We start from the raw sequence: 24,911 nt of genomic DNA on the forward strand, positions 1-24,911 counted from the left end.
GTAAGAGTATGGTATCCAGTGGGGACAGAAGTGCCAAGATACGCACCTATAACTATCCACAAGGCCGCGTAACGGATCACCGTATTGGACTAACGCTTTATGATTTAGGTAATATTATGAACGGAGATATCCAACGTCTGATTGACGAACTCCAACTAGCTGAAAATACCGAAAAACTCAAAGAAGGCGACATCTTTTAGTAACAAATAACAAATGACGAGTGACAAATACCACCATAGGAATTAGTCACTCGTCATTTGTTTAATCAAAGCACTATTTATAGTGTCTTTTTAAGCCCTTTTAGAGTTCTTTCTTAGCCTCATAAGCCTTCTTCTTTGCAATTGCTTTACTTCTTACTTCATAAAAAAGTTCTATATTTATTGAGCTCCTATGGAAGACTAGACTAGTAGGGAGTTATGCTTAGCCTGCATTAGGGTAGAGACGCAATTCATTGCGTCTTAAAAAGTTAGTAAATAGTGTTTTAACTATTGACTCATATTTTTACTAACCACTAACCACTAACCACTAATCACTAACCACTAATCACTAATCACTACTCACTATCAAAGGATATTAAGTACTTGTTCTTTTATCTTCTCCAATTCGTTCTTCATCAGCACTACAATTTGTTGCATTTGGGCATGGTTAGCTTTGGAACCTAAGGTGTTGATCTCGCGCCCTATCTCTTGAGCGATGAATCCCAATTTGCGCCCATTGGATTGGGGTTCTTCAAGGGTAGTAAGGAAGTAATTTAGGTGATTGGCAAGCCGTACTTTCTCCTCGGTGATGTCCAATTTCTCAAGGTAAAAAATCAATTCTTGTTCAAATCGATTCTCATCCACACGATCCTTGATCTCTTCTATGGCTTTCTCCATACGATTGCGGATGGCAGCAAGTCGCTCTACATCAAGAGTTTCTACTTGGCTCAAAAGGGCTTGTATATTTTTTATACGCAGCACAAAATCTTTCTCTAGGATAGCACCCTCACTGCGACGAAAGTCTTGTAATTGCTTGAGGGCTACAACTAACTGCTCCTCTATTTGGGCAAATTCCTGCTCATCTACTTCCTCAACAGGGGTAGTAAGGGCATCAGGCATGCGTACAGCCATCTTAAGAAGTTCTACCTCGGGCGCATCGGGGGTAATGGCTTGCATCTGTTGTATATAGCCTCTTACTATAGGGGCATTAAGGGTAGAGCTACTTGTCTCTGAAGTGTTTTCTATGGTAAGGGTAAAATCAATCTTTCCACGTTCTAAGGTGTCAGAAATGAGTTTCCTAAGGACTAACTCTTTCTCCTTATAGGCCTGTGCAATACGGGTATTGAGGTCTATAGCCTTGCTGTTTAGGGACTTTATCTCTATAATGACTTTTTTATGAGTAAGTTGAAGTAGGCTTTTCCCAAAGCCTGTCATGGACTGTATCATTGTTGTATTCTTTGATGAGTGCAAAGGTACTAAAAATATCCCTTAAATCGTGTAAATATCTTACTTAAATTGTGTATTGTAAATTAATTTTGTACATTTGCAAAGTTTTTCATATCTCAAACTAAAGGAACTCCATAATATGGACATTCAATCTGTAAAACAACGTTTTGGCATTATTGGCAATGATTCCAAACTGAATCTTGCCATAGAAAAGGCCGTCCGTATAGCTCCTACTGACGTCTCAGTACTGATCACAGGGGAGAGTGGCGTGGGTAAGGAGGCCTTTGCTCGTATCATACATACACTATCTGCACGAAAACATGCAAAATATATAGCAATCAACTGTGGTGCAATCCCTGAGGGTACTATTGATTCGGAATTGTTTGGTTTTAAGGCAGGTAGCTTTACACACTCTGGCAAGGAAGACAAGAAAGGCTACTTTGAAGAAGCCAACGGAGGAACTATTTTTCTTGATGAAGTGGGGGAATTACCGCTTTCAGCACAGGTACGCCTCTTGAGAGTCCTGGAGAATGGGGAGTTTATTCGTGTAGGGGACTCCATACCTCGAAAAACGGATGTGCGTATTGTGGCAGCAACCAATGTAAAGATGCAGGAAGCCCTCAAGAAAGGACGCTTTCGTGAGGATTTATATTATAGGTTGAATACAGTGGAGATTTTCCTTCCTCCTCTAAGAGAACGTAAAGACGATATTTATTTACTGTTTAGAAAATTTGCTTCTGATTTTGCACAGAAATATCGTATGCCTACCCTTCAACTCTCTGAGGGAGCAATCAAAGAGCTATTGCGTTACCGATGGCCTGGTAATATAAGGCAACTGAGAAATATTGCCGAACAAATATCCGTGGTAGAACAAAAAAGGGAGGTCTCTGCCGAAACGCTGCTTTCTTACCTTCCCCAGGATGGGGTGAGTCACCTACCTGCTATGGTATCTCAGGGGAAAGCTGAGACAGATTTTGCTTCCGAAAGGGAAATCCTTTATAAGGTGCTTTTTGATATGCGCAATGATCTGAATGATCTCAAGCAACTCACTTTCAAGCTTATACAGGAAGGAAATACCGCTAAGATACAAGAGGAAAACCAAACACTTATTCATAAAATATATGGATCCCCAGAGGTTACTTATCCTGCCGAGGCAAACGAACCTGCTATGATGCTCCTCTCTCATGACAAGGTGCCTTCGCATGTGGGAAAACATAATACTTATGATTTCGCTGAGGAAATTCAGGAAGAAGAACCTATTTCTTTGCAGGATAAGGAAGTGGAGCTGATACAAAAATCATTGGATCGACACAAGGGTAAAAGAAAAGAAGCGGCTAAGGAACTGGGTATATCTGAACGAACCCTTTATAGAAAAATAAAACAATACAATATAGAACAATAATATAGTCAAGTAGATATATGAACTATCAAAATGTAACTGATCTACCTAATAACAATACTGTATTTTTAGTATGGGTATTTAAAAAGGATTTAGATAAAAAGCAGTTAATCAGTATTTTTGCTAAAGTATGTGGTTGGGTGGGAAACCTTAATAACTCTGTAGCCGATCGTTTCCCTGGGGCACGCGCCAGTGTAACTATAGGTATTAGCCATAAGGCGTGGGTTACTTTGGGCTTACCTCAACCTTTGCCTAAAGAGCTTAAGGATTTTGAGCCTATTAGGGGTAACAAACATACCGCTGTGGCTACAGAAGGGGACCTTCACTTCCATATCCGTGCACATAACCCAAGTTTAGCCTATGATATGGCTGCTACAATCTCTCAAGCATTACAATCTATCGCCGATACTATAGTAAATGTACAAGGGTTTAGGTATTGGGACGGACGCGCAATCATAGGTTTTGTAGATGGAACTGAAAACCCTCGTGGTCAGGAGCGAGAACAGTTCGCCGTAGTAGGCAAAGAAGATCCTCATTACCAAGGAGGAAGCTACCTATTTGTACAAAAATATGTACATGATATGAACGCTTGGCATGCCTTACCTGTATCAGAACAAGAAAAGGTAATAGGTCGTACTAAGGAAATGGATATAGAAATGGATGATGATACCAAGCCTACTAATGCGCATTCGGCTCTTGCCAATGTGGGTGATGATCTAAAAGTGGTAAGGGACAACATGCCTTTTCATGATCCTCTAAGTCATCAAATGGGTACTTACTTTATTTGTTATGCCAATACATTCAGTACAGTGGAGAAAATGCTTACTAATATGTTTGTAGGAAATCCTGTGGGCAATTATGACCGCTTATTGGACTTTAGTACAGCTCAAACAGGTACGCTTTTCTTTGTTCCTTCATTGGATATGTTGGATGATTTTGCTGACTTAGCCTAGTGAATTTCGATAATCATTAAATAGCCTATAATATATGAGAAACATATTATTTTTTATTTCGTTATTGTTATTACAAGTAGCAGGGGCTCAGTCCTATGATACTTATTTTACTAAGGAGGCACTGCGATTGGATTTTTTCCTTTTTGGAACAAAGCAAAGCACTCAGGTAGCTCTCAAAGGACTCAAACAGGAACCACTTTTTGGAGGTTCTCATACGAACTTGATACACCCCAATCAAGGGGAGTACCGTATACAAGTATTGGAGCCTGAATCGGGCAAGGTATTGTATTCCAAAGGATTTATCACACTCTTGGAAGAATGGCAAAGCCTAGAACCCGATGAGACTAAAACGGAGTTCTTCGAGATTCCTCTTCAAGTACCTTACCCTAAAGCACAGGTTAAGGTGAATTTTGACCATAGAAAAACCGATGGAAATTTTGCAACCCTTCTCTCCACTACCGTAGATCCTACCGATTATAGGATTGTCAAAGATGCTCCTCTGAAATTCCCTGTCAAACAGCTACTGAACAATGGAGCACCTGAGCGAAAAGTGGATATAGTGGTACTTCCTGAAGGATATACCCAAGAGGAAATGGATAAGTTTGTTGCCGATACCCAGCGCCTATTTGATTATTTATTCGCTATTGCCCCTTATAGTAAGCATAAAAAGGACTTCAATATCTATGCAGTGTTGGCACCTTCTCAAGAGAGTGGAACAGACTTAGCAGGGGTACTAGCTTATAAAAATACTTTGTTTGACAGCCATTTTTATTCCTTTGGTATGGACAGATACCTCACTTGCCCTTCTTTCTTTAAGGTAGCTGATGTAGCAGCGGCTTTGCCTTATGACCAACTCTTTGTAGTGGTCAATACCGAGGAATATGGAGGGGGTGCTTTCTATAACTTGTTGAATCTTAATGTATCGGATAATTCTTTAGCAGAAAAAACCTTTGTTCATGAGTTTGGTCATGGTTTTGTAGGTCTTGCCGATGAATACAATTATGAAGAGGGAATGGGAAGTCGCTACAATCTTAAAATAGAGCCTTGGGAGCCTAACATTACCTCTTTGGTGGATTTCGGGACTAAGTGGAAGGATATGGTGGACAAACGCACCCCTATTCCTACTCCTCGTACAACTAAGTACCTACAGAAAGTAGGAGCCTTCGAGGGAGGTGGCTACCTTTCTAAAGGGATGTATAGCCCTATGCAGGATTGCAGAATGAATTCTATTGATAGTAATGATTTCTGCCCTGTATGCACCCGTGCTATTGAGAGAATGATACACTTTTATACAGAATAAGATTTTTAGTTCAGATATATGAATACTAACATGGTTAAAGGTTTTTCTAAACTCACTAAGGAGGAAAAACGTCAATGGATATGCCAAACCTATCTTAACAAGGAGGCTTCTGCAGAGCAGGTCTTTACAACTTATGATTTGGCGGATAGTAACTTGCAAAAGCTACATGATGATTTTATAGAAAATGCCATAGGTAACTATGTCTTACCTTTTGCCGTGGCGCCTAATTTCTTAATTGATGGTCGCAATTATACAGTGCCTATGGTGGTAGAGGAAAGTTCAGTGGTAGCTGCCGTAAGCAAAGCAGCCAAATTCTGGTCTGAACTTGGAGGCTTCCATTGTCAAGTACGTAGTATGGAAAAGGTAGGGCATATTCATTTGTTTTTTGACGGAAACAAACAGGAACTCTTCCAATTCTTTAACCAAATAGACCCACTCTTATACGAGGAAACCAGCGCTCTTACTGAAAATATGCGCAAAAGAGGAGGGGGAATCTCTTCCATTATGCTCAAGGATATGACGGATTCCTTAGAGCACTATTATCAGGTATTTGTAACTTTCCTCACGGGAGATGCTATGGGGGCTAATTTTATCAATTCATGTTTGGAACAGATGACCCAAACCATTGAGCGAGAAGCACTCACGCATATCACTCAGGGAAATCTGGAAGTACTCATGAGTATTCTCTCCAATTATACCCCTCAGTGCTTAGTAAGGGCAGAAGTATCCGCACCTATTAGCCAAATGTCCTATAATGACATTACAGGGGAGGAGTTCGCTACCGACTTTGTTCGAGCTATTGCAGTAGCCAATGCCGATGTATATCGTGCGGTAACTCATAACAAAGGGGTTATGAATGGTATAGATGCTGTAGTCATTGCCACAGGAAATGACTTCCGTGCAGTGGAAGCAGCCGCTCACGCCTATGCAGCTAAGGAAGGTAGGTACAAGAGTCTTACTCAAGCCTCTCTCATAGATGGCATCTTCCATTATAGTATAGAAATACCTTTGGCAATAGGTACTGTAGGAGGACTTACCAAACTACACCCTATGGTAAGAACAGCCTTAAAGATACTTGAAAATCCTTCAGCAGAAGCACTTATGAAGATTATCGCCTGCGTGGGGTTAGCACAGAATTTTGCGGCGGTGAGTTCCTTGGTCACCCATGGAATTCAGAAGGGGCATATGAAAATGCACTTAGTCAATATACTAAACCAATTAGGAGCTACTCCAGAGGAAAAACAACAACTTATTACCTATTTCAAGGACAAAACGGTCTCTCATAGCGAGGTCGTACAAGCATTTAACCAACTTAGAGGTCAGTAGCCTTTCGTCAGTTGTTAGTTGTTAGTTGTCAGTTGTCAGTTTTTAGTTGTCAGAAGTTAGTCACTAATCACTAACCACTAATCACTAACCACTAACCACTAATCACTAATCACTAAAATAACCATTTCTTTGAGTATATCATAGTAGGAGATGGACCCACTTTCTACCCCTTTGCTTTTGAGGTCGGCTTGTTTGATAACCTCCATGCAATGGCTGATTTTCTTTAAGGGGTAAAGGGTTGCCGCCTGCTTATAGTCTCTTAGGAAGTACGGATTAACGCCCATTTCTCTGGCTAATTCAGCATCAGTGCGACCTGTAAGGCTGGAGAAGATAAAAAGACTCTTAAAATATCGGTATAGGTTCTCTGTAATCATGGGCATGGGGTTATCCTTTTGGTTCTCGTTGAAATACTTAATGATCTGCATTGCCTTAGTAAGGTCTTTCCTACCAAGAGCATTCTGCAATTCAAATACATTGAAATCCTTACTGATACCTATATTTTCCTCTATATGGGTAGGGGTGATTTCTGTTCCTGGCTTGAGAATAATCTTGAGTTTGTTCAGTTCGTTAGCAATACGACTTAGGTCAGTACCCAAGAAACTTACCAATAGCTGACAAGCAACTTGGTTGATGCTATATCCATTTTCTTTCAAAAAACTATTTACCCACTTAATGGTATCACTCTCGTAGAGTTTTTTACTCTCTAGAGTAGTGTATTTTTTGAGTTCTTTAGCCAATTTGGTTTTTCCATCTATCTTACCATATTTATAACAAAGTACCAAGATAGTAGTAGGAGACGGTTTTTCCACGTAGGGGAGTAGCTGACCTATGGTGCGACTAAGCTCTTGCGCTTCTTTGACGATGATCACTCTTCGTTGTGCCATCATAGGGTACTCACGTGCATAGTGGATGAGTGTATCTATAGTAATATCCTTGCCGTAAACCACTTGTTGGTTGAAAGCTTTCTCATCGTCAGAAAGAACATTTTGTTCTATATAGTTACTGATAATATCAATAAAATAAGGCTCTTCCCCACATAGATAGTAGATGGGGCTATAATTTTGGTTTTTTAATTCGGCTAAGATTTTTTCTACTTCGTTCATACTATGCGTTTCTAATTTTCTTTTTGTATATTTGCACCCATGCAAACATTGAATTTCCCTACATACGAATTTCGGTTCAAAAGTAATGAAAATAAACGATATATTTTTGATATAATCCGAAAAAAATTTGTGATGCTTACTCCTGAAGAATGGGTACGACAGCATGCGGTACGCTTTCTCTTACAAGATAGGGGCTACCCTCAGTCACTGATGAGTGTGGAAAAACGCATACAGGTCAATCACTTAACCAAGCGCTATGATATTGTTATCTATCGCCCCGATGGAAGTATTTTCTTGGTGGTGGAGTGCAAGGCGCCACAGGTGGGACTCACCCAAGAGGTCTTTGACCAGATAGCTCGCTATAACCTCACCTTAAAGGCAGAAAACCTTATGATAACCAATGGATTGCAACATATATTTTACCAGATAGATTATGATAAAAAGGCTTATGTTTTCTTACGAGAACTCCCCAGTTTCTATCCTCAGAATGAAATTCAAAAAAATATGATAAATACATAATTATTAATCATTAAAAGTTGTATCTTTGCCCCACTTTTATACCCATGTTATGAAGTTATCCCATGCAGGTCTTATTATATTTTTGGTATTATTGTTAGACCAAGCCAGTAAAATATATATCAAAACCCATTTTATTCTAGACCAATCTGTTTATGTTTTTGATTGGTTTCGTATACACTTTACAGAGAACCCAGGAGCAGCTTGGGGAGTAAAGATTCCAGGGGAATATGGTAAACTGATATTGACTATCTTTAGGATAGTAGCTATTATAGGAATAGGGTATTGGTTATGGCAATCGGTTAAGCAAAAAGCTCCTAAAGTCCTCATTATCTCTATAGCGCTTATCTTTGCAGGTGCTTTGGGTAATATTATTGATTCTGTATTCTATGGAGTGATTTTTGACCATAGTGTAAATAATGTAGCAACGTTCATGAGCCAAGAGCCTTATGGGACTCTTTTTCATGGTAAAGTAGTGGATATGATCTCTTTTCCACTCATAGATACACAGCTTCCTGAATGGATTCCGTTCTTCGGAGGCAACCGATTTACTTTTTTTGACCCAATTTTTAATATTGCAGATTCTGCAATCTCTGTAGCTGTCGGTTTGTTGATTATTTTTAATAAACAAGCATTTAAAAAATAATTTAACATCATATTGAGTTATTTTTGTAATTTATCAGATAAAATCATTGATTTAGGATTATATATTAATAAATAATAACAATTTAAACTTCTATTTTCTTAATGAATATATTGTTGATAAATATGTTGAAAAACATGTTGAGAAAAAAAGCAAAAAAAAAGTCGCAAAATATTTTTAAATAAGAAAAAAGTTTATACCTTTGTGCAAAATTTGAACAAGTAAATAAATAGTAATTTTATGGATACAAATCTATTTGAAACCTATGTAAAGGCTATGCGCCAAGAGGTGCCAGGATTTATTTCAATCACTGTGGTAAGTACAAATGATGGTAATACTATTGCTTATGAAGCAGCTTCTAACGTGGATAACCGCTTATCAAGTGCTTTCCAAGTAGAAATCTTACGTCAAGCTACTAAAGCGTTAGGATATGTGGAAGGGCTTAACGATAAGAATATAGACCGTATTGAAATTGCCCTCAAAGAACAATTGCATGTGTTATTCTCATCAAGCAACCGTCAGTTCTTGGTACACTTGATTCTAGATGAATCTAAGCAAAATATTGCAATTACCAAAATGTTGCATAACAAACTCTTCAAAGCAGTAGAAGACAGCTACGTACCTACTGCCGAAGAGCAACAAACTGTAAGAAGAAGATTGTTCTTCTAGAATAAATATGAAACCATAATATGCAAAAACGCTCTTCTATACTGAAGGGCTTTTTGTGTATCTTGTAATTGTTAATTATTAATTACTATAAGAATATATTAATTCTTAGGTAGAAAGCAGATAAATAACTTACTTATACTAAGCCTATTTATAAAATTCATTAACAATTGAGAATTAACCATTAATCATTAAAATAATGAAATATCTTACTTTATCAGTATTGTTTTTAGCACTTATAGGTTGTGCTAATAACAATTCAAAACCATCTGAGGCGGCTCAGCAAAGTGAGCAAAAAGCTCCTGCTTCTGATCAGCAATTACAAGAGGTTACTCTCAAGATAGAGGGAATGACTTGTGCTCATGGATGTGCCGCTACCATAGAAAAAAATCTAAACAATACAGAAGGTGTTGCCAAAGCTAAGGTTGATTTTGATGCCAAAACAGCTACCATATCCTTTGATGCTCATAAGCTCTCTAAAGAGTCCCTTATCTCTGTGATAGAAGGCTCCAATGGTGGAGATGCTTATACAGTAGTTCCTTGATTCGGACACCTTGTAAGTCAAGGTTACAAAAACTTTTTTGAGCCTTGGGAAAATTAATCTAAAAACATAAGAATGCTATCAAATTCAACTAAATATGCAATCAATGCGGTACTTTATTTAGCGCTGCATTCCTCCGTAGAAAATAAAAAAGGAGTTAAGGAAATATCAGAAGTCTTACATATCCCTACTGCTTTTTTAGCAAAACTATTACAGATATTAGCAAAGAAGAATGCTATTTGTTCATCTAAGGGACCAGGGGGTGGTTTCTATCTTACTGAAGAGAAAATGAAAGCCCCTTTGGCTAATATTGTACACCATATAGATGGAGTGGATAAGTTCTCTCTTTGTATCTTAGGAATTAGACCTTGCTCAGAGGAAACGCCTTGTCCTATGCACTATGCTGTGAAGCCTTTCAAGGAAGAGTTTTTAAGAGAATTGGAAAAGCATGATATTGAATATTTCGCAGATAAAATCAGAAAAGGAGAAGCATACCTTCTTGTCTGATATTATCTTTTAAAAAATATACTTTTTTCTTGTTTTTTTGCAAAAAAAATGGTACTTTTGTGCTTGTAAATTTCTATCGCAAAAGTTAATTAATTGATATACAAAATGCAAAAAACAATTAAAAAAATTGCCCTTGCACTATTGTTAATGGTGTCTGTGGTAGCTTTCGCACAAAAGCCGAAAGTACGTATTCTTGCAACAGGTGGTACTATTGCAGGAGTGAGCAAGTCCGCTACTGAAACTAATTATAAGGCTGGAGAACTTGGTATCAACCAACTCCTACAAGCAGTACCCCAAGTGAAAGACTTAGCCGATGTCTCTGGAGAACAAATTGTAAAAATAGGCTCTCAGGACATGAATGATGATGTATGGCTAAAGCTTGCTAAGCGTATCAATGAACTCCTTAATAAGGAAGGGTATGATGGAGTAGTAATTACTCATGGTACCGATACAATGGAGGAAACAGCTTATTTTCTAAACCTTACAGTACATAGTAATAAGCCTGTAGTGCTAGTAGGTGCTATGCGTCCTGCAACAGGAATGAGTGCCGATGGTCCTTTGAACTTGTATAATGCAGTAGCAGTAGCAGCTGACAAAAATGCACAAGGTCGTGGAGTTATGGTATGTATGAATGATATTGTTCTTGATGCCAAGGACGTTATCAAAACCAATACAACCTCTGTAGATACTTTCAGAGGAGCTAATTATGGTTCTTTAGCTTATATCCACAATGGAAAAGTATTCTTTGGACGTACTCCTACCAATAAGCATACTGCTCAATCTGTTTTCAATGTGGATAACTTAAAAGCACTTCCTAAAGTAGGAATTGTATATAGCTATTCCAATGTATCTGAACTTCCTATGAAGGCATTTATAGATGCTAAGTTCGACGGTATTGTACATGCAGGGGTAGGAAATGGTAATTTTTATCATACTATTTTTGATTTGGCGGTGAAAGCACAACAAAGTGGTATCCAAATTGTACGTTCTTCTCGTGTACCTACAGGAGCAACTACCTTGGATGCCGAAGTAGATGATGCTAAATATCATTTTGTGGCATCAGGTGCTCTTAATCCTCAAAAAGCACGAGTGCTACTGATGTTGGCACTTACTAAGACTAAGGATTGGCAACAAATCCAACAATATTTTAATGAGTATTAATACTTAAAGATAAGGCAAAAAGTATAAGGAGAAATTTCTTGCTACTTTTTGCCTTTTGTTTCTCAAAAAACGAATAGAGATGAAAAAATTACTTATATCCGCTATGTTCCTATCCGTTATGGGAGCATTTGCACAAGAAGATTTACAAGGACAAATCAATCAACTAAAGGCTGAATTGGAGCAGATCAAGCAAGCACAATCCATGCCTGTAACCTCACCAGAAGGTATCAACCCTATTGATAAGCGGTTCAATATTTTGTACTTTAACTTCCAGTCCAGTCTTGATGCAGAGAAAGCAAAAGATCAGGATATGACTACAAAATTTAAAGCACGTCAGTTGCGTTTGGAAGTGAGAGGTAATATTACCGACCGTATCTTTTACCGTTTCCGTCATCGCTTGAACAAGTCTAATGCAGGAGTGGATTTGGACAACTTGGCCAAAGCTACTGACATGCTCTATGCTGGTTTCCATATAGACGATAAGTGGGCACTTACTGTGGGTAAGATGTGTCAAGCATGGGGAGGGTATGAGTTTGACTTGAACCCAATGAATATCTATGAATATTCAGATTTCATAGATAATATGGATAACTTTATGCTTGGTGGTATGGTTACTTATACGCCTAATGCCAATCATGAGTTCAACCTACAAGTTACCGATGTACGCAATGATAGCTTTGCGAATATCTATACAAATAGAGATCCTCGTAGCACCTTAAAACAAAGCAATATACCACTTACTTATATATTCAACTGGAATGGTTCTTTCTTCGATAACATACTACAAACCCGCTGGGGAGTAGGCTTACAAAGTGAAGCAGAAGGCTATAACAATACTATGGTAATGCTTGGTACTCGTGTGGCTTTACCTAAGTTCCAAGCTTTCTTGGACTACATGAGAGCTGATGAACAGTTAGATCGACTTAACTATACACCCCTAAGTGTCAATGGAAAAGGAGACCCTCTCAAAGATACCAAGTATAACACCTTTGTGCTTAAGGCCGAATACCAACCTATACCTTCACTTAACCTATTTGCTCAAGGAATCTATGAAACTGCTGAAAGTAATTTAGCAGGCAATAAGATGACCGGCTTAGGTTATTACGGAGGGGTAGAGTACTTACCTTTCCCATCACAGGACTTGCGCTTCTTCCTAGCTTATGTAGGCAGAAGTCGTGAAATATCCAATGTAACAAAAAGTACCAACCGTGTGAGCTTGGGTATGATGTATCGTATCAAGGCTTTCTAAGTCTTTCTCATACATAAAATAACTAAAACCTCCCTCCTACAAGGAGGGGAGGTTTTGTGCTTACTTTATTTATCATATAAATTTTTAGAAATAATTGTTAAACATATAAGATATGAAACTCAGAAAAATATACACAAACCTATTATTCAAAGTATTCTGTGGAATACTCTTGGGGATTCTCTTAGGCTGGCTCGTACTCAAAGGGTGGTTCCCTCAGTGGATTTATAGAATAGTCCTTACTTTCAAGGGGCTTTTTGGTAGCTTCTTAGGATTTTCTATACCGCTTATCATTATGGGGCTTGTGATGCCTTCCATTAGCAAATTGGGCAAAAGTGCAGGTCGCCTGCTACTCATTACTGTGGGGATTGCTTATTCATTTACTTTGTTTTCAGGCTTTTCTACCTATTTTGCTTCAGAGGCGATATTCCCTTCATTACTTGAGAATCAGCATATAAAACCTATGGAGGACGAGCAGGTACTTACTCCTTTCTTCTCTATCCAGATGCCTCCTATAACCGATGTAATGACAGCCTTAGTGCTCTCTTTCATCATGGGGATAGGCCTATCTCTCAAGGAAAAATCAGTGCTTTCAGGAGTGATAGAAGAGTTTGGTGAGATCGTAAGTTGGCTCATTGCTAAGGCAATTATCCCTGTATTGCCTTATTATATCATGTCTATTTTTGCCGAAATCACTTTTGGTGGAAAAGTAGTTTCCGTTATAGAGGTGTTCTTCAAGCTCATCGTGGTACTCTTTGTTATGCACATACTTCTTTTGATTATACAATACCTAATCGCAGGAGGGATTGCTAAGAAGAATCCGTTCAAGTCGCTTGCCAATATGTTCCCTGCCTATGCAACGGCCTTGGGGACACAGTCCTCCGCAGCTACTATTCCTATCACCTTGCAACAAGCTATAAAGATGGGCGTGTCTCCTCGTATTGCAGGTTTTGTAATTCCACTATGTGCCACTATACACCTTTCGGGAAGTACCATGAAAATCACCGCTTGTGCTATGGCATTGATGCTCTTGGAAGGTATGCCCTTTGACTTGGAACTCTTCTCAGGTTTTATCATGATGTTGGGTATTATCATGGTAGCTGCCCCAGGGGTACCAGGAGGAGCGATTATGGCAGCATTGGGGATCTTAGGCTCTATGTTGGGCTTCAATGAGGGACAACAAGGACTAATGATCGCTCTCTATGTAGCTATGGATAGCTTCGGTACCGCTTGTAATGTAACAGGTGATGGAGCTGTGGCGCTCATTGTCAATAAGATAGAAGAAGGAAAAGGAAACTAAGGAGTAAAATACAAAATATATTGTTAATTCAAAAATTAGTAGTACCTTTGTACCTTCGTTAAAGTGATTTTTCAAAAAATGAACAATAAGCTACTTACAGTAGGAACTTTAGCCTTTGATACTATAGAGACACCTCTGAGCAGGGTGGAACGCACCATGGGAGGAGCTGCCAATTATAGTGCTTTGGCAGGTGCTATCTTTGATGTAGAACAGGCCGTCGTGTCGGTCATAGGGGGGGACTATCCACAATCTTTCTTGGACTACCTTCTAGAACGTGAAATAGATATTTCCCAAATAGAGAAAGTACAATCAGGTCGTAGCTTCTTTTGGAGTGGGCGTTACTTTACCAATATGAATAAAAGGGAGACTCTTGAGACACAGGAAAATGTACTCAAGGGTTATGTACCTAAAATTAGCCCTGCCTTCTCCGATGCTTCTTTTGTACTGCTAGGAAACCTACACCCCAAGGTGCAACTTCAGGTATTGGAGCAACTCTCCTCAAGACCAAGCCTGGTAGTTTCCGATACGATGAACTATTGGATAGATCATACTCCTGATTTATTGGAAGAACTTATCCAAAAAACCGATGTACTTACTGTAAGTGATGAGGAGGCTTTTGCTCTTACAGGAGAGACTGTTCTGCTTAAGGCGGTAGAGAAATTACAGCAAAAAGGAGCTTCTTATATTATCATCAAAAGGGGAGAGCATGGCGCTATGCTTTTCCACGAAGAAAAAAGATTCTTCACCCCAGCCTTGCCTTTGACTCAAGTATATGATCCTACGGGAGCAGGAGATACTTTTGCAGGAGGTTTTATAGGTTATATGGCACAAACAGGAGAAGTCTCCTTTGAAAACATGAAAAATGCCTTGGTATATGCCACTACCTTGGCCTCTTTCTGCGTAGAACAGATGGGAGTAGAGAGACTACTTTCTCTAACCAAGGAGGAAGTCCTTCGACGTCTTTTCTGCTTGAAAGAATTGACTCAATTTGAAATAAAAGTTGTCTAAAAATGAGCGATGCGATCAAACATGAATGCGGAATTGCACTACTTCGCCTTCTTAAACCCTTAGAATATTATCAGCAGAAATATGGAACCCCTTTCTATGGGCTTCATAAGATGTATTTGTTGTTGGAAAAACAACACAATCGTGGACAAGATGGGGCAGGACTTGCCAATATCAAGCTAAATATGCAACCAGGCGAACGCTATATAGGAAGAGTACGCTCCAATGATTCCCAGCCTATTCAGGACATTTTCAAGCAAATCAACTCTCATATCAATGAGTTATTGAAAAGCCATCCAGAAGCCAAAACAGATGTACAGGCACTCAAGCAACTGATACCTTACCTAGGAGAGGTGTATCTGGGGCATGTGCGTTATGGTACTTTTGGAAAGAATAGTATAGAGAATGTACACCCTTTCCTTAGAGAAAACAACTGGATCTATCGCAATCTTATCTTGGCGGGAAACTTCAACCTGACCAATGTTAATGAACTCTTTAACAAGTTGGTAGAATTAGGGCAACACCCTATTGCCAAGTCCGATACCATTACAGTGATGGAGCGTATTGGGCACTTCTTGGACAATGAAGTAGAGGAGTGCTATCGCCGACTCAAGCAAGAGGGTATCAGTAAGCGAGAGGCTTCTCCGCTGATTATGGAGCAACTGGATATGGTCAAGGTACTCAAGAAGGCAGCTGCACGCTGGGATGGAGGATATGCCATGGCTGGAATTGTAGGTCATGGAGTTTCTTTTGTTTTGAGAGATCCCGCTGCTATTCGTCCTGCCTATTACTACAAGGACGATGAGGTAGTCGTAGTGACCTCCGAACGTGCTGTGATACAGACAGCTTTCGATGTTCCTTTTGAAGAAGTAATAGAGTTACCTGCTGGGGCTGCTATTCTTATCAATAGGGATGGTACTTCACAGATAGAACAGATCTTGGAACCGGTGGAACGTAAGGCTTGTTCGTTTGAGCGTATCTACTTCTCTCGCGGTAGTGACCAAGAAATCTATTTGGAGCGAAAGAAATTGGGGGCTTTGCTCTTACCTCAGGTACTCCACTCCATTGATAATGACCTACAAAATACGGTATTTTCTTATATTCCTAATACGGCAGAAACATCATTCTATGGGCTTATAGAAGCCGTGTCAGAACATCTTAATCAGAAGAAAAAGCAACAGATTCTTCAGGAAGGCACAACCCTTACCGAAGCACGCCTTTCCGAGATTCTTTCAGTGCGCCCTCGTATAGAGAAGGTGGCCATTAAGGACGTGAAATTGCGTACTTTCATCACCGAAGACTCAGGTCGTGAGGATATGGTTGCCCATGTGTATGATATTACCTATGGTTCAGTAAAAAAGCATCAGGACAACTTGGTGATTATTGATGATAGTATCGTACGAGGAACCACTCTTAAAAAGAGTATTCTTAATATCCTCAATAGATTACAACCTAAGAAAATAACTGTACTCTCTTCTGCTCCACAGATCCGTTACCCTGATTGCTATGGGATAGATATGGCACGTCTGGAAGATCTGATTGCCTTCGAGGCTACTCTTGCCCTACACAAGGATGCAGGTACTTATGGGGTAGTGGAGGCTATTTACCAAAAATGTATAGCCCAAAAGGGTAAGCCCGATACGGAAATTGTCAATTATGTCAAAGAACTTTATGCTCCTTTCACCCCAGAGCAGATATCCCAGAAGATTACTCAGCTTTTGCGACCAGAAGCGATGAAGTGTGATCTAGATATCATCTTCCAAAGTGTGGAAAACCTACATAAGGCTTGTCCTAAGAACTTAGGAGATTGGTATTTTACAGGCGATTACCCTACTGTAGGAGGCAATAGAGTGGTTAACCAAGCCTTTATCAATTTTTACGAAGGAAATAAGCAGCGTGCTTATTAGTGACTAATAACTAGTGACTAATCAAGTTATTGATTATTAATAGGTTGTGATAAAAATAGAAAAATAATTGTGTTTTTCAAAAAAAAATGCGTATATTTGCATTACAATTTGAGGATAGGTAATTTTCTGATTATCAACCTAAAACAGTTTGTAGGGTGCCAAATTAGCTGAAGAACGTCATGGAAAATAATCTAAAAATAAAAGGGAATATCTGGATAGAAACGGATACAGGTTTGGAAATTAATGCAGTAAAGGCATTACTTTTGGAACAGATAGATGTATTAGGTTCTATTTCAGAGGCTGCAAAAGTGTTAAATATTCCATATCGTCGCGCATGGGGCATGATTCAGGAAATGAACCGAAATTCCTCCTTTGAGATTGTAGCTAAGGAAGCAGGAGGAAAAGCAGGAGGTCACAGTATCCTTACAGAAGAGGGGAGAGATATTCTCCAGCTTTTCAAAGATGTAAATGACAGCTTAAAGCAATATAGCAAAGGGGAAAATGGCTATTTCACAGGTTGGAAAGAAAACTAAGGTCCTTTTATCCAAGAAATATAATAAGTTTTAGGTTAGTTGTGATATAAAAGAGGAACAAGGATATGCTGAAATAAAGGCTTTTCTTGCTCCTTTTTATTTTGAATACTCCAAGCAAACAAATTTTTGTTAATAATAAACGAGGAGGTATTTTATTAGAGAAAAAATAGTATTTTTGCACAAGAAATTAAAAAATATAAATCTGAAAATGACACGAAAATTATTTATTATTGGCTTTACAGCTTTCTTTTCTTTATTAGCTACAGCACAGAGTGAGACAGAACAACAAGATCTTACACAATCTCGCACCCGTAGTACAACAGAAGTATCCCAAGAGGAAAAACAATATCCCACTACCATAGAAGGTCAGTTTGATGAACTAGTGGACAAATCAGGGAACTGGGAAAAGTTTAAGCTTGTAAAGAAAGAAAGTATATATACTTTTAAGAAAACATTGCTCGATAGCATAAAAGAGCAAAAGAGTTTGTTGCGTGAAAAATTGGATACCATCAGTGTACAATCATCTCGTATAAAAGAATTAAATCTCAATATACAAAACTTACAAAGCGAACTTGATAAAGAGAAAAATCGTAATGATAGTATAGATTTCTTTGGACTTACCATAGAAAAAGGTGTTTATTCTATTATTGTATGGGGTATTATAGCCGTATTGGCGATACTTCTTGTGGTATTTATCTCTCGATATACCAGTTCCAATAGTATCACCCGTGGGGCACTAAAGGATTTGGAAGACTTGCAAAACGAATACGAGGAATATCGTACCAAAGCCATTGAGCGCGAACAAAAAGTACGCCGACAATTGCAAGATGAAATCAACAAACATCGTTCTTAAATGCGTATTGATATTATAGCGGTTGTTCCAGAGTTACTCCAAAGCCCTTTTCAACACTCCATTTTCAAACGAGCTGTGGAGAAGGGATTGGCTAGTGTGCATTTCCACGATTTGCGCCAATATGGACTGGGCAACTACAAACAGATAGATGATTATAGTTTCGGTGGGGGAGCGGGCATGGTACTGATGATAGAACCTATTGACGCATGTATCTCAGCTCTGAAGGCAGAGCGTGATTATGATGAGGTTATTTACCTTACCCCTGATGGGCATACGCTGAATCAGCCTATGGCCAATGCACTCTCTCTCAAGGAGAATATTATCATTCTCTGCGGACACTATAAGGGGGTGGATCAGCGTGTGAGAGACCACTTCGTAACCAAGGAAATCTCCATTGGGGATTATGTGCTTTCAGGAGGGGAGCTGGCTGCCGCGGTACTAGCCGATGCCATTGTACGCCTAATCCCTGGAGTACTCTCCGATGAGACTTCTGCCCTTACGGACTCCTTTCAGGATAATCTCTTGGCCCCGCCCGTATATACACGCCCTGCCGAATATAAGGGCTGGAAGGTACCAGATATATTGCTAAGTGGTAATACCCCTCAGATAGATATGTGGCGTGAGGAGCAAGCTTATAAGCGAACCCAAGAGCGACGTCCTGATTTGTTAGAATAAAAAAAGAAACCAAATTAATGAAAATTCTAGAATCAAAGTATTACAGAGAAATAAAAATACTCGGTGTAAATGGAGATGATGAGATAGAACTCTTTGATAAGAATCGTTATCTTACCTCCAAGGCACCTTTCAGATATTTGTTGTCGGACTTGATGTGTGATATTTACCTCTCGAATGATGACTTGATCATTCAGCGAGATAAGTTACAGCACTTTGTGAAATGTACGGATTTCTATACCTTGGACTATTCTTCTAAGAATAATAAGCTCTACGAAGATGAGGAGTGTTATTTCCATCCTAAGTTGGAGGTATTTATCCTTATTTCGCATAACCTTACCAATGAATACGACTCCGAAATGTTCGAAGAAGGACTCTATAAGGTCAATTATGTGTATTATAACAATAATCAGTCTGCTAGTGTAGAGGGGTTAAAGGTATTATTTTCCGAATACTTAGAGAAATATCAGCCCAAGAAGGCAAAAGTATCTATATTGCTCAAGACTCAGAATGGTTTTGATGTAAAAACACATACCATCAAGCCTTTCCGTATTGATTTTGATAAGATGTACAATGATGATTTCTTGGAAGTTCACAACCGTGTGAAAAAGAGTATTACCGATGAGAACAAGGGTATTGTGCTCTTCCATGGGATAGCAGGCTCTGGTAAGACTAACTATATCAAGTGGCTCACCAGCCAAATCCCCAACAAGAAATTTATCTTTGTCCCTACCTCCATGATAGCCTCCCTGACGGATCCGTCCTTCATTGGAGTGCTTATTGACCATAAGAATTCAGTCTTGGTCTTGGAGGATTGTGAGAACTATATAGCCGAGCGTACCGCTTATAACAGCAATACTGATGTGGTATCCTCTATACTGAATATAGCTGATGGTATGCTGTCCGATGTGCTTGAGTGTCAGCTTATTTGTACATTCAACTCGGATATATCCAAAATTGATTCCGCCCTATTGAGAAAGGGGCGACTCATAGCCGAATATAAGTTCAAGGAGCTTTCGGTAGAGAAAGCAAATAATTATTTGCGTTCTATAGGAAAAGAACCTACTATTACCGCGCCTTGTTCCTTAGCAGAACTTACCAATATGGAAACCAAAGCCTTGAAGGAGGATCAGAACAGTTCTAAGATAGGCTTCAAATAACAAAGACTATGAATTTCTTTAAAAAATTATTCTCCTCCGAGAAAAAAGAAACATTGGACAAGGGTTTAGAGAAATCAAAGACTTCATTTTTTGATAAGCTCACCCGTGCCATTGCTGGAAAATCCAAGGTAGATGATACTATTTTGGATGAACTGGAGGGTGTTTTGGTCAGCAGTGATGTAGGAGTGAATACCACTCTGAAAATCATTGAGCGTATAGAAAAGCGTGTAGCCGAGGACAAATACTTGGGAACCAGTGAACTTAATAAGATACTTAGGGAAGAAATAGCAGGACTTCTCTCCCAGACCGAAAGGGGAGAAGCGGTGGATTTCTTTGTTCCTACCGAGCGCAAACCTTATGTAATTATGGTGGTTGGAGTCAATGGAGCAGGGAAAACTACTACCATAGGCAAGCTCGCTTATCAGTTCAAAAAGAAAGGACTCAAGGTAGTCTTAGGGGCTGCGGATACTTTCCGTGCGGCAGCTATTGACCAGCTGCAAGTATGGGCTGATAGGGTAGGGGTACCCCTTGTCAAGCAACAGACAGGGAGCGATCCTGCTTCGGTAGCTTATGATACGCTTTCTTCGGCGCTTTCGCAAGAGGCCGATGTGGTCATTATTGATACAGCGGGACGTTTGCATAATAAAATTAATTTGATGAATGAACTCAGTAAGGTAAAGCGGGTAATGCAAAAACTCCTTCCTTATGCTCCTGATGAGGTTCTCTTAGTGCTTGATGGTTCTACTGGTCAAAATGCATTTGAACAAGCCAAACAATTCACCCTAGCTACGGAGGTTAATGCCTTGGCTATCACCAAGCTCGATGGTACAGCTAAGGGGGGGGTTGTTATAGGAATTTCCGATCAGTTCCAAATCCCTGTCAAATACATAGGTGTAGGGGAAGGAATAGAAGATTTGCAAGTATTCAACAAATACGAATTTGTGGATTCTTTCTTCAAATAGTCATGATAGAATGAGAAGAAAAGCACGCTTTTTCATTATTATCCTCTCTTGTATGGTACTGCTTAGTGCCATACGTGGGGGGCTTTTTTTCTCTTATTACCTAATCAATCCTACACAATTCATCACTCTTTTCTGTGAAAACAAAACCAATACACAGAAACACTGTGATGGTAAGTGCTTCTTAGCCAAAGTATCGTCAGAAAACACATCAGAACAAACTGATGTAAAATTTGATTTTACAAAAAACCAGACAGAGGTTTTTTACGTGGAAATTCCTACGTTTGAATCGCTTAATCTGCTCTCTACCGAAAAAAATCTACTTTTTTATTATCATTTTTCTACTTACAAGGATATAAATAGGGAAACACTAAGACCACCAATTAGTTGTTAGTCATGAGTTGTTAGTGGTTAGTCATTAGTGGTTAGTTATTAGTGGTTAGTGGTTAGTTATTAGTCATTAATGATTGGAGGTTAGTTATAACCCTATGTTCTATAATTCTATATTCTTAAATTAGTAAAAAATGAAAAATATATACTTCCTTATACTTATTGCCTTGGCAGCTTCTTGTACAGTTGAGAAAACGCCTTTCGGCAACCGTCTTAATTTTGTCTCACGTGGTGCCCTACAAGAAGTAACACAAGTTGAAAAAAATGAGCACCTGATTTCTATTGAATCCTCTGGTGGGGAGTTCTTGCGTGGTTACAATGCCTTAGCTGTGAAAATTACAACAGCTAATACTTTTGAAAAACTCAATGTAGAAAAGGTAACCCTTTCTGTAACACGAACCGATGCAAAGGGTAAGCCTAGTTATATTCCTTATAGCAAAGTCCTTGATAATAGCGAAGATAGCCGTATATTCAAAGGATTTGTAGTATTTGATACACCTAAAAAATACTCAGTACTCAATGCAACTCATACAGGCATCAAAACGCCTTGGCATCTGAGTCTTACCTATACAATAGAGGGTAGGGAGTATCAAGCCGAGAAAGAAATAACAGTATGGGACACTCGTAATCCGAACCTAAATATGACCCAGTTCCAAGGTCGTGATGGCAAGAAATACATGATTGCCCTAACCGCTCCCGAAATTCCTAAGGTAGCCCTTAATGACCTCTCCGCAGGGATATGGGTGCAACAGCCCGATAGCACTTATACTGTCGCCAACAACTACCTTTTGGAGTTGGATCCTCGTATGCCAGGGGAGGATATGGGAAACCATTCGTCTCCTGATAACCAAGACCTGACCCAAGGGGCAGATGGCTTTTATCACGGGAAGGTGAATTATACCATGTCGGGCTATTGGACATTGAATTTCATCCTTAAAGATACTCAAAAGAGAGTTATCAAAGGTACTGAAGTGCCCAATACGGTGAAAATGGGGGTGTTTGGTGAGCAAAGTGAACTTCATATTGATATTTTATTCTAAAAAACGCATGAAACGATATATAACCTACCTATTTATATTAGGTATAGGGTCTGCTTACGGACAGATAAGCAAAAAAGACAGTATTATTCGGCTCAAAGAGGTTGTTGTAGCTGAAAAATTTAGGAAAAAGCAAATTCAATCCGATGTAAAACTCTCTTGTTCGGTGGATGAGTATTTGGCTACCTCCGATAACATTAGCTTTATCAAGCGCGGGGCTTACGCTTGGGAGCCTATGCTTAACAATATGAATACAGAGCGCTCCAGTATTACCATTGAGGGGATGCACATCTTTGGGGCTTGTACCGATAAGATGGACCCTGTAACCTCCTATGTGGAGACTAATAACCTCTCCAAAATAGATGTACATTCGGGACAGGAAGGAGGCATGCATGGAGCCACCATAGCAGGAGGGATAGACCTCAAGCGCAAGCGAGTGGCTTTCTCAGAAGAGCCTAATTATGGAGGATCTGCTCAATTAGGTTTCCAACAGAATAACGCTCATCGTTTTGGTATGGCTGACCTCTATTATTCCTCTGAGAAATTTGTAGCCGACGGAACTGCTGCTTATCGCAAGGCTGAGAGCTATAAAGACGGACATGGGAATAAAGTGAAACATTCCCAATTTGAAAAATACAATACCTCCTTGGGACTGGCTTACAAAACCACTGAACTCTCTGCCCTGAAAGCCGATGCCATCTTTGACGTGGCTAAGGATGTGGGCTACCCTGCACTCCCTATGGATACTTGGCTAGCGCGCGCCTTGATTTCTTCGCTTTCCTTCAAACAATTATTTGAGGAGGGAATACTCAAGGTATGGGATTCTAAATTCTACTTCAATGCTATAGAGCACTATATGGACGATACCACTCGCCCTGAAAATCTCGTACATATGGACATGCCTGGCTGGACAACTACCTATGGGCTTACTTCCAAAATCCTTCTCAAGAAGGATAACTATACCGCTGATATTCAGTTTAATGGTTATTCTAACTATTCGCTGGCCGAAATGACCATGTACCCTAAGGATAGGAGCAAGGTCAATGGTTTTGCCTTTACTTGGCCTGGAGTCACGACCAACTACGGAGGGCTTTCCTTCTCCAATCAGTGGGAGCTGACCGATAGGGAACAATTTACCTTGGGTGGCACGCTAGGGGTACATCATAACCACATAGAATATTTGGATTTTATTCGTGTATTCAACCAAAATACCGCCGATTCTCCTGAGAACAAAGTGCGTTTTCTTCCTAGCTTACATGCTACTTATCAGCTGAAATTAGCTCCTTTCACCCTTTCCATGGGAACAGGCTATGGACATAGGGCACCTTCGGTATCGGAGGCCTATGGGTACTATATCTACAATAGTTTTGACCGCTATGACTATATAGGTACTCCCAATCTGAAAAATGAAATTTCTTACGAACTCAATGGAAGTCTTAGCTATGAAAACCAAGCCCTTATTGTAGAGGCAAAGGTGAATCATTTCTATATAGAGAACTATATATTGGGTAAGATCTTGCGTATAGCCTTTCCTATGAATGCAGCCTCGGTAGGGGTGAAAAAATACGAAGCACTAGAACACGCTAAGATTTTCAATGCATCCCTGAACCTAAGTTACCATTTCTTAGAACACTTCCAATGGAAAGGAAGTCTTAACTATGCTAAGGGGACGGACTTTGAAGGGGAAAACCTTCCTTTCATTCGACCACTTAGCTATCAGTCTTCCTTACAGTATAACCAAGGTCGCTTAGGGACAACTTTCTCTTTCAATGGAGACTTTACACAAACCGCCTATTCACCCCAATATGGAGAAGACCGTACTCCTGCCTATATCGTGTATAATCTTTCCGCCAACTATCGTTTTCCCATAGGTAAGCAAACCCTAAGGTGGGAGGTTGGTGTAGAAAATATCCTCGACAACTATTACAGCACCTATGCTGATTGGGGAAATATCCCTCGCATGGGTAGGAATATCTTTACCAGCGTGGGAATCACGTTTTAGTGAAAAACGAATAGTGAAAAGTGAAAAGAGAGCGGTTGAGTAAACTGTTCACTCTTCACTTTACGCTCTTCACTATCTAAGTCCGAACATGGCCGCTAAATCCACTTTCTTTGGGGGTTGGCGGCATTCTATAGAGCCCGTAAGGGCATCGGGGGCATCATCATGGGCGTTGGTGCCCACACGAAGGTAACCCGTAAGATCGCGGGCAAACTTCGGGAAGCGCTTCTTCCAGTCCAAAGGCATCTTGATCAGCTTCTGTACCGAAGCTGAAGCGGCAAAAATCCTTGCTGCCTTGTTCTGCCCTTGAT

Annotated in this window: 24 protein-coding genes and 2 pseudogenes; 23 read left to right on the forward strand and 3 right to left on the reverse strand. The window is 39.6% G+C overall.

Annotation, left to right across the window (positions count from 1 at the left end; genetic code table 11):
- Nucleotides 1-200, forward strand: a pseudogene (locus Q0625_RS12445) (peptide chain release factor 1); the annotation flags it as partial.
- 363 nt (nt 201-563) lie between these two features.
- Here the strand turns inward: Q0625_RS12445 and Q0625_RS12450 are convergent.
- Nucleotides 564-1,424, reverse strand: a complete 861-nt coding sequence (locus tag Q0625_RS12450) for a YicC/YloC family endoribonuclease (protein ID WP_298827873.1) — start codon at nt 1,422-1,424, stop codon at nt 564-566.
- A gap of 139 nt (nt 1,425-1,563) precedes the next feature.
- On the opposite strand from Q0625_RS12450, the gene Q0625_RS12455 reads away from it, so the two are divergent.
- Genes Q0625_RS12455 through Q0625_RS12470 form a run of 4 tightly spaced genes read left to right on the forward strand, consistent with a single transcriptional unit; the run spans nt 1,564 to nt 6,402 of the window.
- Nucleotides 1,564-2,826 (forward strand): sigma 54-interacting transcriptional regulator, encoded by a 1,263-nt coding sequence (locus Q0625_RS12455; protein ID WP_298827876.1) that lies wholly within the window; start codon nt 1,564-1,566, stop codon nt 2,824-2,826.
- 17 nt (nt 2,827-2,843) lie between these two features.
- Nucleotides 2,844-3,776 carry a Dyp-type peroxidase gene (locus tag Q0625_RS12460; RefSeq protein WP_298827878.1) on the forward strand — a complete coding sequence of 311 codons (933 nt, stop codon included), beginning with the start codon at nt 2,844-2,846 and terminating at the stop codon, nt 3,774-3,776.
- Between the two features lie 34 nt (nt 3,777-3,810).
- Nucleotides 3,811-5,076: a M64 family metallopeptidase gene (locus Q0625_RS12465; RefSeq protein WP_298827880.1), complete on the forward strand. Its 1,266-nt coding sequence runs from the start codon at nt 3,811-3,813 to the stop codon at nt 5,074-5,076.
- Nucleotides 5,077-5,094: 18 nt separating this feature from the next.
- Nucleotides 5,095-6,402 carry a hydroxymethylglutaryl-CoA reductase, degradative gene (locus Q0625_RS12470; RefSeq protein WP_298827882.1) on the forward strand — a complete coding sequence of 436 codons (1,308 nt, stop codon included), beginning with the start codon at nt 5,095-5,097 and terminating at the stop codon, nt 6,400-6,402.
- Between the two features lie 98 nt (nt 6,403-6,500).
- Here the strand turns inward: Q0625_RS12470 and holA are convergent, their stop codons facing one another.
- The gene (gene holA, locus Q0625_RS12475) at nt 6,501-7,505 is read right to left on the reverse strand and encodes a DNA polymerase III subunit delta (RefSeq protein WP_298827884.1); all 1,005 of its coding nucleotides are present in this window, start codon (nt 7,503-7,505) and stop codon (nt 6,501-6,503) included.
- Nucleotides 7,506-7,544: 39 nt separating this feature from the next.
- On the opposite strand from holA, the gene Q0625_RS12480 reads away from it, so the two are divergent.
- The 18 genes from Q0625_RS12480 to Q0625_RS12565 all read left to right on the forward strand — a co-directional run bounded on the left by Q0625_RS12480 (nt 7,545) and on the right by Q0625_RS12565 (nt 24,603).
- Nucleotides 7,545-8,024 carry a type I restriction enzyme HsdR N-terminal domain-containing protein gene (locus Q0625_RS12480; protein WP_298827886.1) on the forward strand — a complete coding sequence of 160 codons (480 nt, stop codon included), beginning with the start codon at nt 7,545-7,547 and terminating at the stop codon, nt 8,022-8,024.
- A 49-nt stretch (nt 8,025-8,073) separates the two neighbouring features.
- Complete coding sequence (locus Q0625_RS12485; RefSeq protein ID WP_298827888.1) at nt 8,074-8,667, forward strand: lipoprotein signal peptidase; 594 nt, start codon at nt 8,074-8,076, stop codon at nt 8,665-8,667.
- Between the two features lie 237 nt (nt 8,668-8,904).
- Nucleotides 8,905-9,333 carry a hypothetical protein gene (locus tag Q0625_RS12490; RefSeq protein WP_298827890.1) on the forward strand — a complete coding sequence of 143 codons (429 nt, stop codon included), beginning with the start codon at nt 8,905-8,907 and terminating at the stop codon, nt 9,331-9,333.
- Nucleotides 9,334-9,529: 196 nt separating this feature from the next.
- Nucleotides 9,530-9,874 carry a heavy-metal-associated domain-containing protein gene (locus Q0625_RS12495; RefSeq protein WP_298827892.1) on the forward strand — a complete coding sequence of 115 codons (345 nt, stop codon included), beginning with the start codon at nt 9,530-9,532 and terminating at the stop codon, nt 9,872-9,874.
- Nucleotides 9,875-9,946: 72 nt separating this feature from the next.
- Nucleotides 9,947-10,378 carry an Rrf2 family transcriptional regulator gene (locus Q0625_RS12500; protein WP_298827893.1) on the forward strand — a complete coding sequence of 144 codons (432 nt, stop codon included), beginning with the start codon at nt 9,947-9,949 and terminating at the stop codon, nt 10,376-10,378.
- 105 nt (nt 10,379-10,483) lie between these two features.
- On the forward strand, nt 10,484-11,539 hold the full coding sequence (gene ansB / locus Q0625_RS12505) for an L-asparaginase 2 (RefSeq protein WP_298827896.1): 1,056 nt from the start codon (nt 10,484-10,486) through the stop codon (nt 11,537-11,539).
- Between the two features lie 79 nt (nt 11,540-11,618).
- Complete coding sequence (locus tag Q0625_RS12510) at nt 11,619-12,788, forward strand: porin (protein ID WP_298827899.1); 1,170 nt, start codon at nt 11,619-11,621, stop codon at nt 12,786-12,788.
- A gap of 112 nt (nt 12,789-12,900) precedes the next feature.
- On the forward strand, nt 12,901-14,085 hold the full coding sequence (locus Q0625_RS12515; protein ID WP_298827901.1) for a dicarboxylate/amino acid:cation symporter: 1,185 nt from the start codon (nt 12,901-12,903) through the stop codon (nt 14,083-14,085).
- A gap of 78 nt (nt 14,086-14,163) precedes the next feature.
- The gene (locus Q0625_RS12520) at nt 14,164-15,093 is read left to right on the forward strand and encodes a PfkB family carbohydrate kinase (RefSeq protein WP_298827903.1); all 930 of its coding nucleotides are present in this window, start codon (nt 14,164-14,166) and stop codon (nt 15,091-15,093) included.
- A 2-nt stretch (nt 15,094-15,095) separates the two neighbouring features.
- The gene (locus Q0625_RS12525; RefSeq protein WP_298827905.1) at nt 15,096-16,997 is read left to right on the forward strand and encodes a class II glutamine amidotransferase; all 1,902 of its coding nucleotides are present in this window, start codon (nt 15,096-15,098) and stop codon (nt 16,995-16,997) included.
- A 179-nt stretch (nt 16,998-17,176) separates the two neighbouring features.
- The gene (locus tag Q0625_RS12530) at nt 17,177-17,530 is read left to right on the forward strand and encodes a LysR family transcriptional regulator (protein ID WP_298827908.1); all 354 of its coding nucleotides are present in this window, start codon (nt 17,177-17,179) and stop codon (nt 17,528-17,530) included.
- Between the two features lie 208 nt (nt 17,531-17,738).
- Nucleotides 17,739-18,383: a hypothetical protein gene (locus Q0625_RS12535; RefSeq protein WP_298827911.1), complete on the forward strand. Its 645-nt coding sequence runs from the start codon at nt 17,739-17,741 to the stop codon at nt 18,381-18,383.
- Nucleotides 18,384-19,058, forward strand: coding sequence for a tRNA (guanosine(37)-N1)-methyltransferase TrmD (gene trmD / locus Q0625_RS12540; RefSeq protein ID WP_298827914.1), 675 nt, complete (start codon nt 18,384-18,386; stop codon nt 19,056-19,058).
- Between the two features lie 17 nt (nt 19,059-19,075).
- The gene (locus Q0625_RS12545; protein ID WP_298827917.1) at nt 19,076-20,215 is read left to right on the forward strand and encodes an AAA family ATPase; all 1,140 of its coding nucleotides are present in this window, start codon (nt 19,076-19,078) and stop codon (nt 20,213-20,215) included.
- Nucleotides 20,216-20,223: 8 nt separating this feature from the next.
- Complete coding sequence (gene ftsY / locus Q0625_RS12550) at nt 20,224-21,177, forward strand: signal recognition particle-docking protein FtsY (protein WP_009641032.1); 954 nt, start codon at nt 20,224-20,226, stop codon at nt 21,175-21,177.
- Between the two features lie 10 nt (nt 21,178-21,187).
- Complete coding sequence (locus Q0625_RS12555; RefSeq protein WP_298827919.1) at nt 21,188-21,568, forward strand: hypothetical protein; 381 nt, start codon at nt 21,188-21,190, stop codon at nt 21,566-21,568.
- 130 nt (nt 21,569-21,698) lie between these two features.
- Complete coding sequence (locus Q0625_RS12560) at nt 21,699-22,604, forward strand: hypothetical protein (protein ID WP_298827921.1); 906 nt, start codon at nt 21,699-21,701, stop codon at nt 22,602-22,604.
- A gap of 7 nt (nt 22,605-22,611) precedes the next feature.
- Nucleotides 22,612-24,603: a TonB-dependent receptor gene (locus Q0625_RS12565; protein ID WP_298827923.1), complete on the forward strand. Its 1,992-nt coding sequence runs from the start codon at nt 22,612-22,614 to the stop codon at nt 24,601-24,603.
- Nucleotides 24,604-24,675: 72 nt separating this feature from the next.
- On the opposite strand, the pseudogene Q0625_RS12570 reads toward Q0625_RS12565, so the two are convergent.
- A pseudogene (locus Q0625_RS12570) lies at nt 24,676-24,911 on the reverse strand (heat-shock protein Hsp70); the annotation flags it as partial.

Source organism: uncultured Capnocytophaga sp., from assembly GCF_938029845.1.
GTDB lineage: Bacteria > Bacteroidota > Bacteroidia > Flavobacteriales > Flavobacteriaceae > Capnocytophaga.